This is a genomic window from Pontibacter saemangeumensis, assembly GCF_039541895.1.
Taxonomy (GTDB): domain Bacteria; phylum Bacteroidota; class Bacteroidia; order Cytophagales; family Hymenobacteraceae; genus Pontibacter; species Pontibacter saemangeumensis.
Genome location: NZ_BAABHC010000014.1, coordinates 103,783 through 120,932, shown reverse-complemented (window position 1 = coordinate 120,932; position 17,150 = coordinate 103,783). Strand labels below are relative to the sequence as shown.

The 17,150-nt window shown below is 52.6% G+C and carries 6 protein-coding genes; 4 read left to right on the top strand and 2 right to left on the bottom strand.

Annotated elements, in window-relative coordinates:
- Window positions 1–141 precede the first annotated feature (141 nt).
- The gene (gene nagB / locus ABD920_RS11020; RefSeq protein ID WP_345158990.1) at window positions 142–2,067 is read right to left on the bottom strand and encodes a glucosamine-6-phosphate deaminase; all 1,926 of its coding nucleotides are present in this window, start codon (window positions 2,065–2,067) and stop codon (window positions 142–144) included.
- A 66-nt stretch (window positions 2,068–2,133) separates the two neighbouring features.
- Window positions 2,134–3,384, bottom strand: coding sequence for an ROK family transcriptional regulator (locus ABD920_RS11015; RefSeq protein WP_345158988.1), 1,251 nt, complete (start codon window positions 3,382–3,384; stop codon window positions 2,134–2,136).
- Window positions 3,385–3,793: 409 nt separating this feature from the next.
- On the opposite strand from ABD920_RS11015, the gene ABD920_RS11010 reads away from it, so the two are divergent.
- From ABD920_RS11010 to ABD920_RS10995, 4 genes are all read left to right on the top strand, one after another.
- Window positions 3,794–7,147, top strand: a complete 3,354-nt coding sequence (locus ABD920_RS11010; protein WP_345158987.1) for a SusC/RagA family TonB-linked outer membrane protein — start codon at window positions 3,794–3,796, stop codon at window positions 7,145–7,147.
- A 26-nt stretch (window positions 7,148–7,173) separates the two neighbouring features.
- On the top strand, window positions 7,174–8,934 hold the full coding sequence (locus tag ABD920_RS11005; protein ID WP_345158986.1) for a RagB/SusD family nutrient uptake outer membrane protein: 1,761 nt from the start codon (window positions 7,174–7,176) through the stop codon (window positions 8,932–8,934).
- A gap of 236 nt (window positions 8,935–9,170) precedes the next feature.
- A complete protein-coding gene (locus tag ABD920_RS11000; protein WP_345158985.1) occupies window positions 9,171–12,749 on the top strand; it encodes a VCBS repeat-containing protein in 3,579 nt (1,192 codons plus the stop codon).
- A gap of 1,261 nt (window positions 12,750–14,010) precedes the next feature.
- Entirely contained in the window at window positions 14,011–17,127 is a 3,117-nt protein-coding gene (locus ABD920_RS10995) for a SusC/RagA family TonB-linked outer membrane protein (protein WP_345158984.1), read from the top strand.
- The last annotated feature ends 23 nt before the right edge of the window (window positions 17,128–17,150 follow it).

Here is a 17,150-nt window from a genome sequence, read left to right as displayed (position 1 = left end):
TGGCTTATTGGTTAAGAGCGGCTGTCGCCCGGTTGCCCGGTGTGCCTTTCCGGCTCTCAAAAGAGAAATCACCGGTATCCCTTTATGCAGGACACCGGCTTTTTCACCCTCACAAAATGTTTCTGCTAGTAACCCGGCAAACTAGAAATGGTACCTGACAAATGCTTCCATCGCTTCGTAGTCTGCCAGCCCCAGGTTGTCGTAATCCCGGGCGGTTTCTCGGTTCCGCTCCTCGGCCCGCACCCAGAACTCGCGGGCGTCGTCTCCCGGGAAAACCGGCCTGTCTTTCTGCGACTGGTGCTTGAAGATGGCGTTCCTTTTCCGCTCCACCTCCTGGGGCGACAGCGGCACGGCCATCTCTATCTCGTGCGTCTCGAATTCGTGCCAGGCGCCACGGTACATCCACAGCCAGCAGTTCTCGATCCAGCGCTCTGTTTTGCTCTCGCGGAGGCGGCGCAGGGCCTCAATGATGATCCGGAAGCTGACGATGTGGGTGCCGTGCGGGTCTGCAAAGTCGCCGGCGGCAAACAGCTGGTGCGGCTTTACCTGCTTCAGCAGGTCCATGGTCAGTTCAATATCGCGGTCCGTCACGGAGTTCTTCCGCACCTTGCCCTCTTCGTAGAAAGGCAGGGCCATGAAGTGGATGTGGTCGTCCTCGAGCCCGGCATAGCGCGCGGCGGCAATGGCCTCGCTCTTCCGGATGAAGCCCTTCACATTGCGCACCTCCTGGGTGTCCGGCTGGTTTGGCTGCTTTGTCTCGAAGAACGTGCGCATCTCCTCATATATGGCCTTCAGCCGCTGGCTGTCTTCCCCGATGCTCTTGTCGAAGTCAATGGCGAATTCCATGTACCGCAGTACGTCATCGTCCCACACGGCCGTGTTGCCGCTGGTCTGGTAGGCCACATGCACGTCGTGCCCCTGGTCCACGAGGCGGATAAACGTGCCGCCCATCGAAATGACATCGTCGTCGGGGTGCGGCGAGAAGATGATGACGCGCTTGCGGGCGGGCTCGGCGCGCTCTGGGCGCTGCGTGTCGTCGGCGTTGGGCTTGCCGCCCGGCCAGCCCGTGATGGTGTGCTGCAGCTTGTTGAATATATGGATGTTGATGTTGTAGGCCGGGCCTTTCTCCACGGCCAGCTGCGCCATGCCGTGGTTGTTGTAGTCTTCTTCCGTCAGCTTCAGCACCGGCTTATTCATGGTGTTCGAGAGCCAGATTACGGCTTTCTTCGTCAGCTTTTCGTCCCACACGCAATCCTTCACCAGCCACGGCGTATCGAAGCGCGTCAGGGCGGAAGCGGCGTCCATGTCCAGCACAAACTCCACCTTGTCCGACAGCTGCAGGTAGGTGGCGGGCACATCAGAGGAAATCTCACCCTCCACGGCCTTTTTAATGATAGGGGCCTTCTTTTGGCTCCAGGCCATCAGGATGATCTCGCGGGCCTTGAAGATGGTGCCGATGCCCATGGTGATGGCCTTGGTGGGCACGTTCTCCTTGCCCCCGAAGTCGCGCGAGGCGTCGCGGCGTGTCAGGTCGTCGAGGGTGACGAGGCGCGTGCCCGAGTTAGGCGCCGAGCCCGGCTCGTTGAAGCCAATGTGGCCGGTTCGGCCGATGCCCAGTATCTGCAGGTCCAGCCCGTTCAGCTCCTCTATCTTGCGTTCATAGGCCAGGCAGTAGGCCACAATCTCATCCTTGCTGAGGGTGCCGTCTGGTATATGGATGTTCTCCTTCGGGATGTCGATATGGTCGAAGAGGTTCTCGTTCATGAACGTCACGTAGCTCTGGGCGGCGGTGGGGCTCATGGGGTAGTACTCATCCAGGTTAAACGTGACCACGTTCTGGAAGCCCAGCCCTTCCTCACGGTGCAGGCGCACGAGTTCGGCGTACATCTCGACGGGGGTGGCGCCAGTGGCTAGGCCTAGCACCGCGCGCTCCCCCTGGCGCTGCTTGCCCCGGATCAGGTCTGCCACGCGGTGGGCGACCTTCACGGAGGCGATGTGCTCGTCGGGGTACACCGTTACCGGCAGTTTTTCAAAGCGTGTTTCTTCCAGAAGATTTAATCGGGCCATAGTTTTAAGCTGTTATATGTTTTATATATGATTTCGGGGAGGCGATCCACAGCCTGCCGCCTCCTGTCACTTCACAGACGCTATCTGCTTCTCAAAAATATTCTCCATCACCGTTGCCACGGACCCCAGTATGCCGGCGTCCTTGCCCAAGTCGGAGAGCGCCAGGGAGGTGTTTTCCCGCAGTTGTGTCATGCAGTAGGTGTTGATGGACTGCTGGATCGGGATGGTGATATACTGTCTTGCCTCGGCGATTTTTCCGCTCAGGATGATCGTCTCCGGGTTAAAGAGCTGGATCAGGATGGCGATGCCCTTGCCCAGGTGCCTGCCGGTCTCTGCCAGTATGCTGATGGCGTACTGATCGCCTTCGTTGGCGGCATTGATGATCAGGCGGGGCTCCAACTGCTCCAGCTGCTCCTCTGTGAGGGAGCGCAGCATAGTGCTCTGTCCGGACCGGATGCCTTCCCTTGCCATGCGCGCCAGGGCAATGCCGGAGGCCACGGTCTCCAGGCAGCCCCGCTTGCCGCAATGGCAGAGCGCGCCGTCTTCTACCAGCGGGATGTGCCCGAACTCCCCTGCGAACCCGGAAGCGCCGGTGCGCAGCTTGCCGTCAATGATAATGCCGAGCCCCAGGCCCCAGTCCATCGAGAGCACCAGCACGTTCTTCTTGTTCTGGGCGAGGCCGAACCGGTACTCGGCCAGTGTCGCGCTCTTCACGTCGTTCTGTATATAAACGGGCTTCTCAAACTTCTTCTCCAATACCTCCTGCAGCGACTCCTCTACCTGCTGCGTCAGCAGATATGTGTGGTTCTTGCCGCTCGCAGAAGCCACCAGCCCCGGCATGCTGACGCCAATGCCCATCAGTTTGTCCGTGTTGATGCCGGATTCCCGGATCAGGCTGCTGGCATAGGCGTGCAGCTGCTCCACGGCACTCAGGTCTTTGGATATCTGCAAAGGGTAGGTTTGGGTGGCGGTGATCTTGTTGTTGTTGTTGTCGAAGATGGTCATGCGCGTTTTGAAGCGCTCCATGTCGATGCTCAGCACGAACAGCGAGTTATCTTTCAAACCGTAGAGGTCGGGCTTGCGCCCGCCCACGGACTTGCCCTGCCCCTGTTTCTCCACAAAGCCCTCCGCGATCAGTTCGTTCAGGATGCCCATCGCAGTGGGGGGGCTGATATGGAAGCGGGTGCAGATCTCCGTATTTGTTTTGGCGCCCTTCACATACAGGTGCTTTATAATCCTGAGCTTCTGCAGGTGTTTTTTGCGCTCCAGGTTGTTCAGGCTACCTATATGCCTCTCTTCTATAAGTGTCGGCTCCATTGCTGCTAAAATTTACGCTAAATTGAATAAAACTTTAAAATCGACAAAATCTTTTATTAATTTTTTTAAAAAGTGCCGGTATTTATAAAAAAGCAAGATGTAATGCCTGTTCCTTAAAAGTGTTCTTAAAGTTATTAAATGTAATTTATACAGTTTATGTAAGTTGTTTAGCTTGAAAGAAAAAATATTTTTATTCTTTAGTAAATATGGTTTTTTATCATAAATTTGGAGATGATACAGCATTTGAGTGCTCAATCACTGTGTTTGTGTACCACTTTTTATTACACTGTAGTTTCTTCTATTACGCTTCTTTTTCACTAAATGCTCAACAGCTTCAGATGCTTGGAGGCTATATATAGCTTAGCTCTCCTATAGAGTTGAAAGTTATTCTAATCTCAAATAACCTATTATGAAACAGAGTTACTTTAGTACATGGATGCTCTCGCAGCGCAGCCATCTGAAAACCGTACCTCAGAAGAAGGTACTCGCCCTGCTGCTGGCAGCTGCCTGCCTCTCGCAAGGGCAAGTGCAGGCAGAAGCCTACACTGACAACTCAACTTCCTCCCTCTACCACACTGAAAGCGGAAGCGCCTTCTTGATGGAAGGGATTGTGCTGCAGGGCACGGAAATAAGCGGAAGAGTGACCGGCGATGACGGGCAGGGGGTGCCCGGCGCAACGGTGGTGGTGAAAGGGACCACGGTGGGTACCGCCACGGATGCCAACGGTAACTTCACGCTCAGTGTGCCGAGCGGCAGCAATACCCTGGTTGTCTCCTTTATTGGCTATAAGTCGCAGGAGGTTCTGATCAATAACCGCTCAACCGTGAATGTTTCGCTGGCTACAGACGCGCAGGCGCTGCAGGAAGTGGTCGTGACAGGCTATGCCACGCAGGAGAAAAAGGACCTGACGGGTGCAGTGGCCGTGGTGGATGTAACCGAAATGACCAAGCAGCCAGAGGCCCAGGTGACAAGCATGTTGCAGGGTAGGGCAGCCGGTGTGACGGTGGTTGGCTCAGGGCAGCCGGGTGCTGCACAGCAGGTGCGTATACGCGGTTTTAACACGTTCGGGAACAACAGCCCGCTCTATGTGGTGGATGGTGTGCCTACGCAGAACATCAACGACATCAACCCGAACGACATCGCCTCTCTGCAGGTGCTGAAAGATGCCGGCTCTGCCTCTATTTACGGCTCCCGTGCCGCCAACGGCGTGGTGATCATCACCACAAAACGAGGGAAGAACAAAGTAACGGTGCAGTACGACGGGTACTATGGCACGCAAAGGCCGCCTGAGGGCAATGTATGGGATCTGGCTGACCCACAGGGGATGGCCGAACTCAACTTCCGTGTTGCGCCTAATGAGACATTATATGGCGCAGGAGCGAACCCTGTGCTGCCAGACTACCTGGCTGTCGGCAACAATACCGGCCTGATGGAAGGCGACCCACGGACAGACCCTTCAAATTACAACGTGAATCCTTTTTACACAGGAGGTAGCAGCGAACTGGGGTCTTTCTATCGCATCGTGCGCGCAAATAAAGAAGGCACCAACTGGTTTGAGGAAATCTTTGATCCGGCGCCTATCCAGAGCCATAACGTAGCCGTGAGCGGTGGTAGCGATATGGGGAATTATTATTTCTCAGCCAATTATTTCGACCAGCAGGGAGCCCTGATGAACACCTACTTTAAAAGGTACACCGTCCGGGCAAACAGCACCTATAATGTGACGGAGAAGATCCGGGTGGGGGAGAACCTGTCGTACTCCATCATCGACAACGTGCAGGTTGGCGGCGGTGAAAACGCTATCAACATGGCCTACCGGCAGCAGCGGATAATCCCGGTATATGATATTATGGGCAACTTTGCCGGCTCGTTTGGCAATGGACTGGGGAACGCCCGTAACCCTGTGGCGCAACTTACCAGGATCGGGGATAACAATGCGCTGAACAACCGCCTTTTTGGTAACGTGTTCGCAGAGGTAGACTTCCTGGATGGCTTCACGGCCCGCACCAGCTTTGGGGGCGAGATGTACAACAACTCCAACAGGTCCTTTACTTATCCGGAGTATGAAAATGCCGAGAATAATACGGTGAACCAGTTTAACCAGAGCGCCAGCAACGGCTATAACTGGACCTGGACCAATACGCTGGCCTATAAGAATACCTTCAACGACATACACGACTTGGGTGTAGTGGTAGGAACGGAAGCCTATAATAATTTCTATAATGAGGTAGGCGGCTCCACGCAGGGCTACTTCTCTTTTGATCCTAACTTTACCACGCTCAGCACCGGTTCAGGCACCCCGACTAACTTCAGTGGCAGAAGCGAAGATGCGCTTTTCTCCCTGATCGGAAGGGTGGATTACAGCCTGCTGGACAAGTACCTGCTGGGATTGGTTATTCGTCGGGACGGGTCTTCCCGCTTCGGGGAGGATGACCGATATGGGGTGTTCCCGGCGGTGAGTGCCGGCTGGCGTATATCCGAGGAAGCCTTTATGCAGGATGTGGCCTGGATCACGGACCTGAAGATCCGCGGGGGGTATGGTGTGATGGGGAACCAACTGAACGTGACACCCGGCAACGTCTTCACTACGTACGGTTCAAGCAGAACTGTTTCCTTCTACGATATTAATGGTACCAACAGTCTTAATGAAGAAGGCTTCAGAAAGAGTCGTATCGGTAACCCGAATGCGAAGTGGGAAACCAACATCAACAGCAACATCGGTTTTGATGCCACTCTGTTCAATGGCAAAATAGACGTGACCGCTGACTATTATGTGAAGGAAATTGAGGACCTGTTGTTTAACCCGGAACTCCCAGGTACCGCAGGTGCTGCAGCCGTGCCGTTCGTGAACATTGGCCAGATGCGGAACCAGGGGATTGATGCCGCTGTGACCGGGCATATTGAGGCTACCTCTGACCTGAGGTTCGACATTACCGGTACGCTCACCACGTATAACAACGAGATTCTGAAGATATCCAATGGTGCGCAGAATTTTGACCTGGAGTCACGCCGCTTTAACGGCAGTAACATTATCCGTAACCGGGTGGGTGATGCGATGAGTTCTTTCTTCGGCTATCAAATCGAAGGCTTCTGGGACGATGCGGCAGAGATCAACGCTGCCAACGATGCAGCGAAGGCAGCAACAGGCAATCCTGATGCTGTTTACCAGTCAGATGTGAGCTTAGGCCGCTTCCGTTATGCCGATACAAACGGGGACGGCTTCATCACCCCTGATGACAGAACGATATTGGGAAGCCCGAACCCGGATTTCACCTACGGGCTGAACATCGCGGCTAATTACAAGGGCTTCGACTTCAGTATGTTCCTGTATGGTAGCAAGGGCAATGAGATCTGGAACCAGGTAAAATGGTGGACTGATTTCTACCCGAACTTCCTCGGGGCAAAAAGTAACACTGCCGTGTACGATGCCTGGACACCTGAAAACAAGAATGCCACAGCGCCTATTCAGGAGAACGTCGGCTCTTTCAGCACTTCGAACGTTCCCAACTCCTATTACGTGGAGGATGGCTCTTACCTGAGAGCGAAGAACGCGCAATTGGGCTACACCCTGCCAACTGAACTGATCAGCAAATACGGAATGGGCAGTCTGAGGGTGTATGTGCAGGCAGCTAACCTGTTTACGATTACAGACTATTCGGGCATTGACCCTGAGATTTCGGGAGGCACAACTGCCTTTGGTATAGATGAAGGCAATTACCCGAACATGCGCCAGTACCTGGTAGGGCTTAATGTTTCCTTCTAATTTTTTGTCTTAATTAATTCCGATATATGAAAAGGTTTAAATATATAGTTTACGCGGCCATGGTGGCAACCATGCCGCTGTTTATCTCCTGCAGCGATGACTTTCTGGAAAAGCCAGCCATAGGCGCCCTGAGTGATGATGTGCTGGCCAATAAGGCGGGTGTGGAAAAACTTCTGATTGGTGCCTATGCATCCCTGGATGGAATAGATATAGGCAACTGGGAAGTAGCCCCCTCCAATTGGGTATATGGTAGCGTGGCCGGAGGAGAGGCACACAAAGGCAGCAACGGCGCAGACCAGCCTGCGATCAACCCTATTGCAACATTCAACATAGATGCAAGCAATGGCTTTATAAACCTCAAGTGGCGGGCGATGTATGAGGGCATTTCCCGTACGAACTCGGTGCTGAATGTACTCGCCGTGGCAGAAGGTATTTCGGAAGAGGACAAGCAGCGGATTGCAGCGGAGGCGCGTTTCCTGCGCGGACACTACTACTTTGAACTGAAGAAGATGTTCAACATGGTGCCTTGGATTGATGAGACAACCACTGAGTTCAACCAGCCAAACAACGTAGACATCTGGCCAAATATTGAGGCAGACTTCCAGTTCGCGTTTGATAACCTGCCAAACACGCAGGCGCAGGTGGGCAGAGCGAATAAGTGGGCAGCAGCCGCTTATCTGGGTAAAACTTACCTGTATCAGAAGAAATATGCGGAGGCAAAGGGTATGTTTGACCAGGTTATCACAGAAGGCGTTACCAGCAATGGGCTAACGTACGGCCTGGTAGACAAATTTAAGGACAACTTTGATGCCAGCGCTGAGAATAACAAGGAATCGGTTTTTGCGGTGCAGATGGTGGCCAACGACGGTACCAACACCATAGCGAATGCTAACCAGGGCGAGATGCTGAACTTCCCGTACAACAGCCCTTTCCGCTGCTGCGGCTTTTACCAGCCGACCCTGGACCTGGCAAACTCGTACCAGACAACCCCGCAGGGCCTGCCTGTGATAGACAATTACAATGCGGACCCACTGAAGAACGATCAGGGCATCGGATCTGACCAGGCCTTTGTGCCAGACCAGCAGCCGGTGGACCCCCGCCTGGATTGGACAGTAGGTCGCCGGGGCATCCCTTTCCTGGATTGGGGACTACACCCAGGGCAGGCCTGGATTCGTGAGCAGTCTACTGCCGGTCCGTACTCTGCCAAGAAGCACATCTACTGGCAAGCCACCGCAGACACCTATTCAGACCAGAGTTCATGGGCGCCAGGCTCTGCCATAAACGTGCTCATCATCCGTTTCGCGGATGTGCTGCTGATGGCGGCCGAGGCCGAGGCGCAGTTAGGGAACCTGGAGCAGGCGCAGGAGTATGTGAATATGGTGCGCGAAAGGGCCGCAAAGCCTGAGAACATCGTGAACACCTACGTAGACCCAGCCGAACCGCTGGATGGCTTCACAAGCCAGCCGGCAGCCAATTACAATGTAGCGCCATACCCGGCTGGCTATTTTGCAGGACTCGGTCAGGAAGGGGCCCTGGAAGCCATTTACTTTGAGCGCAAACTGGAACTGGCCCTGGAAGGCCACCGTTTCTTCGACCTGGTGCGTTGGGGAAAAGCTGCCGAGGAGTTAAATGCTTTCTTCGACTACGAAGGAGCCATTCTCCCGGATGTTGAGGGTGGGTTTTTCACGACCGGCAAAAATGAATACTACCCTATCCCGCAACGACAGATAGACTTGCAGACTGTGGGCGGGGAATCTGTGCTGACACAGAACCCGGGTTATTTGTAGAATGCCTTGTGTCTTCCTTTTTCTATGACATAAGTTAAAACAAAATTATCATGGAAGCCTCCAGAGCCAATGCTCTGGGGGCTTTTTGCTTCCTTGCGGCAGGAGGGAGAAAGTGTTTCTGAAATTTGCTTTTATTTCTGCATATTGATTGCGGCAAAGAACCTAATAAACAGCTGTTTGGTTTGTAAAGCAGTGAGTGCCAGGTAATCAACATGCCCTGTCTGTTTCTGTTATATATGATGCGTTATTCCTGTAACACCCTTCTCTTACTACTCTCCCTGTTTCTTCTGTTACCGGCATGCAGGCAGCAGGAAAAGCATCTTTTTGAGAGACTGCCTTCCGACGAAACCGGCATCAGCTTCTCTAACCGCATCACCGAATCTGATACGATGAACGTCCTCAAGTCGGAGTATATCTACAATGGCGGCGGCGTAGGCATCGGGGATTTCAACAAGGATGGCCTGCCCGACATTTACTTCACCGGCAATATGGTCGCCAACAAACTGTACCTAAACAAAGGCGATTTTAAGTTCGACGATATCACGGCGAAAGCACGGGTGACGGGCGAGGGCAAATGGTGCTCGGGCGTGGCGCTGGTGGATATAAATAACGATGGCTGGCTGGATATATACGTGGGTGCCACGATGAAGAAAGACTCGCTTAGCCGGGCGAACCTGCTGTACATCAACAACGGCACAGGCAAGGACGGGGTGCCTACCTTTACCGAGTCAGCGGCACGGTACGGCATTGCCGACACGGGCTATACAACCAACGCCGCTTTTTTTGATTACGATAACGATGGCGACCTCGATTTATATGTAGTTATCAGCGTTATCAATACCGGGGTGCCCAGTACATACCGCAAGAAGATAACCGACGGCTCCGCCCTGAACACGGACCGGCTTTACCGCAACAACGGGGATAACACGTTCACCAACGTGTCGGGCGAGGCCGGGATCCTGACAGAGGGGTTCGGTCTGGGGATTGCGATCAATGACATAAACCTGGATGGCTGGCCGGATATATACGTTACCAACGACTACCTCTCCAACGACCTGCTTTATATCAACAACCAGGACGGCACCTTCACCGATAAAATCGGGGATTACCTGAAGCATACCAGTTACTCGGCCATGGGCAACAGCGTGACCGATATCAACAACGATGGTTTGGTGGATATTCTGGCGCTGGACATGCTGCCGGAGAGCAACAAGCGGAAGAAAATGATGCTGATGCCAAATAATTACGCCACCTACCTCAACAACGCCAGGTACGGGTATCAGCACCAGTATTTCCGGAACACGCTGCAGCTTAACCAGGGCATGGCGCCTGAGGGGCATCCGGTGTTTAGTGAGGTAGGCCAGCTGACCGGCCTCTACCAGACCGACTGGAGCTGGGCCCCGTTAGTAGCGGATTTTGACAATGATGGCCTCCGGGATGTGATCATCACCAACGGTTTCCCAAAAGACATCACCGACCAGGATTTCAGAGTATACCGAAACGGGCCGGCAGGCTTTGTAGGGAGCTACGAACATCTCGCCGACTCTATCCCGGTGGTGAAGGTCTCGAACTACGCCTTTAAAAACCGTGGGGACCTGTCCTTTAGCGACGAGACGCAAAAGTGGGGATTAGACATTCCGTCTTTTTCGAATGGCGCGGCCTATGCTGACCTGGACAATGACGGCGACCTGGATTTTGTTGTAAACAACATCAACGACAGTGCCCTGGTCTATCGCAACAGTCTCTACACGGCCGAGACAGGCCCAGCCAATAATCATTTCTTGCGCCTGAAGTTTAAAGGCAATACCCCGAACGGAGCCGGATTAGGGGCTACGGCCACCATCTACTATGGCAAGGGCAAAACGCAGTTCCACGAAAACAGTGTTTACAAAGGGTACCTGTCTACTGTTGAGAACGTCGCCCACTTTGGGTTAGGGAACACGCAGCAAGTTGATTCGCTGAAGGTGGTGTGGCCGGGGGGGAAGTACCAACTGCTCAGAAATGTAAAGGCAGACCAGGTGCTGACACTCGACCAGAAGCATGCGACCCTACAGGCCGCCCCCCCTGCAAAAGAGGGAAACCAGCTACAGCAGACCGCTTTCACAGAAGTTGCCGCAGCACTCGGGGTCAGGTACAGAAGCCGGGAAGAGGACCGGGTAGACTTTGACTGGCAGCGTACGCTGCCGCATAAACTTTCGCAGTACGGCCCCGGCATAGCAGTAGGCGATATAAACGGCGATGCGTTAGACGACTTTTATATAGGCGGTTCTGCGGGCAATGACGGAGGGCTGTTCACACAGTTGCCGGACGGCACGTTCCGGCTGGCGCAGGGCAATATCCCAGGGGGGGAAACAGGGGAGGATATGGGGGTACTGTTCTTCGATGCGGACAACGATGGCGACCCGGACCTATATGCCGCCAGCGGAAGCTATGAGTTCATGGCGGGTTCTGAGGAGCTGCACGACCGACTCTATATAAATGATGGGAAAGGCAACTTTAAACCTGACGCTACGGCGCTTCCAGCGTTGAAGGCAAGCAAGTCCTGCGTGAGAGCAGCTGATTATGACAAAGACGGTGACCTGGATCTGTTTGTGGCGGGCCGTGTAGAACCGGGCAGGTATCCTCTTGCGCCGCGGAGCTATATACTCAGAAACGACAGCGGAAGGTTTACGGATGCCACGGCTTCGGTGAGCCCGGAACTGCAGCGCCTGGGTATGGTAACGGATGCTCTGTGGTCTGATTTCGATGGAGACGGAGCAGTGGACCTGGTGCTGACAGGGGAGTGGCTTCCAGTTACCTTTTTCCAGAACAGGAACGGCAAGTTCAGAAACGTGACCCGGGAAGCCGGGCTCGCCGCCTATACTGGCTGGTGGAACAGCCTGGCGGCCGGTGACTTCGATAACGACGGCGACACGGACTATATGGGCGGCAACTTAGGCCTGAATACAAACTATGTAGCCTCGGAGAAACAGCCGCTGCGCATCTTTGCCAAAGACTTTGACAGCAACGGAAGCATAGACCCGGTATTAGCGTGCTACCTGAAAGCGGAGGATGGCACGATGCAGCCTTTCCCGATGCACACCCGCGATGACCTGAACGCGCAGATGCCCCGCACCCGCAGCATCTTTCGCCGCTATATCCAATATGCCAACGCAACGATAGATGACGTGTTACCGCTGGCCGAGCGCGAGGGGGCTGTCATGATGCAGGCCACGCATTTCGAGAGCAGCTATATAGAGAACCTGGGAAAGGGTAAATTTAAGCTGAAGCCGCTTCCAAAAGCAGCACAGCTTGCCCCCATCTACGGCATGCAGCCAGACGATATAGACGGAGACGGAAACCTGGATCTGCTGCTAGTTGGGAACGACTATGGAACAGAGGTTTTTACAGGCCGCTATGATGCCTTTACCGGGTTATACCTCAAAGGCGATGGGAAAGGAGGGTTCAGGCCGGTGCCTCTTTCGGAAAGTGGTTTCTTTGTGGACGGAGATGCCAAGGCAGTGGCGCAGCTCTTCGGTGCCAAAGGGCAGAAACTGACCTTAGTTACCCAGAACAACGATAGCCTGCTGATTTTTGCCCCTACTACAAGAGTGGAAAATCAAGCGAGCGTTCTGGCGCTGCAGCCGCTGGATTGCCTGGCTACGATCACCTTCAAGAACGGTAAAAAGCAGGTGAAGGAATTTTACTACGGCCATACCTACCTGTCGCAGTCGTCGCGGAAACTAATCATTACCAGTGACATGGCATCTGTCGTGCTAAAGGACTTCAGCGGACGCACACGGGAGATAAAGCCTGCGTATATTAGCCGAAGATAACCAGCATGAAGTCCTGCTGTATCCCTTTTACATATAATACAGGAACAGCTTCTTCTTCGGCCAGCGGGATTGTTACTGGAAAGCATAACTTGTTTTTCTGTGTGTCCCTCATTCAATTACTACCGGAACCTCAGTATGAGGGGTTTTTGCCATAGGCCGGCCCTGCGATACATCAGCTTATATATCGCCGCATACATTACCTGCTTAGGTGCATATGAGCCCCAATCATGTTGAATCAATGCGAAACCCCTTTCCAGTTTTCAGAGCCCCTTCCCCGGCAGGGAACTTTGTATAGCGCCATGCTGCGCCGAACATAAAATCAAAATAGGGCTCTTGTCATCGTATACCCATATCCGTTGGACCATGCGCCTTGCAAACACCCTGTCTGCAGCTGCCCCTCCTTGCAGGGACAGGAGCGGGTGCGCTTCGTGGGCAGGATGCAGATGAGGGATATAATGCCAAGTAGCCTCAAGCCTCTTCCATATATGGATATGGCTTCCTCCTTTTGTGTTAAAGGGGACTGGTATTTTAACTATAGCGATGGAAAAAAGTATATAGGAGCTGGTATAACACGGGTGTACCTTGCAATCTGATGATTGATTGTGGCTCCTGCGGACGTATCATGTAAGCTGGCTTGCTTGAAAAACGGAGTTTCAGGACATAGCTATGGTTAACGTAAAAAAAGCTGCTTTGCTAAGCTCTGTTTTTGAGCCTTTACCAATATGCGGCCTAAATAGTGGCTGGCAAGGAGCTATAAAGTATGATAACTAACTTCTAAGTATAGTTAACGTACATAAGGGAATGTTTCTATCAGTGCCCGGCTTCATTTGACAGCACCCAGCTTCATCTGATAATCAGCAGCTATTTAGGATCAATTATCGCAGACTATTTAAGATCGAAAACCATTCACCGCTTCTGCTGTTGTACTGCTGTATTTTTGAGGGTAAAGAAATTTATATACCTTATTTTGAGCACCTTACATAAAGTGTAGATAGTGATCAATCATTCATGTTGGTTAATATTATATATTTGGATAATATTAGGGTTTGAGCGCTCAGTCACTATGCCTATGTAACATCACTACTATCCATTGCTTTTGTTAGTTTTAGTACTGCTGTTTAGCGTTAACACTTCACATTCAGCGAAATCAGTTGTGCATGCCTGTTGGCTGTACCTCATGGTTGAAAGATTTTCTAATCACAAAAAACCTATTATGAAACAGAGTTACTTTAGTACATGGATGCTCTCGCAGCGCAGCCATATGAAAACCGTACCTCAGAAGAAGGTACTCGCTCTGCTGCTGGCTGCTGCCTGCCTCTCGCAAGGGCAAGTGCAGGCGGAAGCCGGCACTGCCAACTCAAACGCTTCGCTGTACCTGGCAGCAAGCGGTGCCTCTTTACTTGAGGGGGTTGTGTTGCAGGGCACAGCGGTGACAGGAAAAGTGACCGGCGATGACGGGCAGGGGGTACCCGGCGCAACGGTAGTGGTTAAAGGAACCACGGTGGGTACCGCCACGGATGCCAACGGTAACTTCACGCTCAGCGTGCCGAGCGGCAGCAATACGCTGGTCGTATCCTTTATCGGCTACGAAACACAGGAAGTGGCTATCGGCAACCGCTCGACCGTGAATGTTTCGCTTGCGACAGATGTGAAAGCTTTGGAAGAAGTGGTCGTGGTGGGATACGGTACGCAGGAGCGTGCTGACGTGACGGGAGCAATCTCATCTGTGCAGGGTGACGCGCTCGAGCGGATTCCTACTCCAACGGTAGCGCAGGCTTTGCAGGGGCAAACACCGGGTGTGCAGGTAACCGCCAACTCTGGTGCGCCGGGCGCCGGATCAAGCATCCGCATCAGGGGTGCTGGTACCATTGGTAACAACAACCCGCTTTATGTAGTGGATGGCGTGCAGGTGGAAGGAAACATCAACTACCTGAACTCGAATGACATCGCCTCCATCGAAATCCTGAAAGACGCCTCTGCCACGGCCATATATGGCTCCAGAGCGGCAAACGGTGTAGTTGTTGTGACGACCAAAAAAGGCAAGGCGGGAACGTCTGAAGTAAACTTCTCTGCTTACACAGGCGTGCAGTCTGCCTGGAGAGAACTGGACATGACGAACGCTGCGGAATATGTCGCATTAGATAATCTTGCAAGACAGGCAGCAGGTCTGGAGACTAATCCTGATTGGGCTAACCCGCAGTCTTTAGGCGAAGGCACTGATTACCAGGACGAATTATTCAGAACAGCGCCCATCTCTAACTATCAGTTGTCATGGTCTGGTGGTAACGAAAACTCGACACTCTATGTATCCGGAGGCTATTTCAAGCAGGAGGGTATCGTTATCGGGACTGATTTTGACCGCTACACCTTCCGTCTGAACACAGACCATAAAATCGGGACGAGGGTAAAAATCGGAAATACCCTGCAGCTAAGCTCAACAGAGGAAGCGCTGGTTCCGAACAACGAGGGCCTGAACACAGGAGTGCTTGAACGAGGTATCCGCCAGTTGCCTACTGTGCCGGTATACAACCCTGATGGCACTTTTGCTGGCCCTACCGGTAACTTTCAAGGCGAGTCTGAGAACCCTGTGTGGTTAGCGCTGGAGTCATTCAACAAAAACAGAAACTACCGCGTGCTGGGTTCTATTTATGGAGATGTCGAGATTGTAGAGGGTTTAACGTTCCGTTCGAGCTTTAACCTGGATTTTAACTACTTCAGGAACCAGAACTTTGATCCAGCCTATGCGATAGGTAACAGGCGAAACGATGCTAACTCGATGAGTGTTAACAATAGCACGAACAGAGCATGGCAGTGGAGTAACCTCTTTAACTACGAAAGGACTTTTGGCGAGCATGATCTTTCATTGCTTGCAGGTGTTGAAGCGCAGGATAATTACTACCAAAATGCCTTTGCCAGAGGAGGCGGCTTTCTGAAGAACGCAGAAATCCAACACTTAAACCAGGCAACAAGAGATTATTTTGTGAGTGGCGGTGCAAGCGAGAGCGCCATCTTCTCACAGTTGGCGAGGGTAAACTATAGCTTTGGCGACAGATACCTGCTTACAGCCTCCATCAGAAGAGACGGTTCCTCCAAGTTTGCGAATAACCGCTACGGCGTGTTCCCTTCTGCATCCGTCGGCTGGAGAGTATCGGAAGAAACTTTCTTCAAAGATAACGTTAGCTTCGTAGATAACCTGAAGCTGAGGGCCAGCTGGGGAGAAACCGGTAACCAGAATATTGGTAGCAACTATCCAACCTATGGTGTGATCCAGGGAGGCGGTAGATACGCGTTGGGAGCTGACCAGATTCAGGTGCCAGGATTCTTCCAGGGTACTCAGATTAATCCGGATATTAAGTGGGAGACTACGGAGCAGGTTAACTTCGGTCTGGAATCAGGCTTCCTGCAGAGTAAGCTGACTTTTAGTGCCGATTACTTCGTGAAAACCACGAAAGACATGCTGCTGCAACTCCCAATACCGGAGAGTACAGGTCCTGCGGCTGCGTTCACAAATGCAGGTAGCATCCGTAACAGTGGCTTTGAGTTCGCTTTAGGCTATCGTAACATGGACAATGCCTTCGGCTATGGCATCGGCCTGAATGTGACCACTGTTGAAAATAAAGTGTTGGACCTGAATGGACTGGTGCTAAACCAGGAGGTCAGCCGTACGCAGGAAGGCAAGCCACTCGCGCAGTTCTTTGGCTACCAGACTGCAGGCATCATCAGAACACAGGAGGAACTTGATCGTGTTAAGCCAATACAGCCGAATGCCGCATTAGGTGACATCATATTTGTGGATAATGATGGTGACGGTGCTATCACAGGCGATGACAGAACGTTTATGGGCAATCCCCTTCCTGATTTTACAGCAGGTCTGAATGGTGAGTTGACCTTTATGAACTTTGACCTGAACTTCCTGTTTAACAGTAGTTTCGGTAATGAAATCTTCAGCCCTATTGCCCGTTTTGGTTATTCTCCGGATCCAGGTAACAAGTTCAGAGAACTGATCAACAATACCTGGACGCCTGAGAATCCGAATGCAGAGTTCCCTAGGCTGATAGCGGGCGACCCGAACCAGAACATGAGACCAGATTCAGACAGATGGATCAGAGATGGGTCTTATGTTAGGCTTAAAAACCTGCAGCTAGGTTACAATGTGCCGACAGCTATTTCCAGCAAAGCGAAAATAGAGCGCCTGAGAGTGTATGTAAGTGCCGCTAACCTGTTTACCTGGACGAAGTATGATGATGGATTTGATCCGGAAATTGGCTCTGCCCGATTCTTAGAGGGGCAGTCAAACAGCGTGCTGGAGATCGGCGTTGACCGGGGCATTTATCCACAGTCAAGAACATTCTTATTCGGAGTAAATTTCGGTTTTTAACTAAAGTATTAATTCAAACGAAC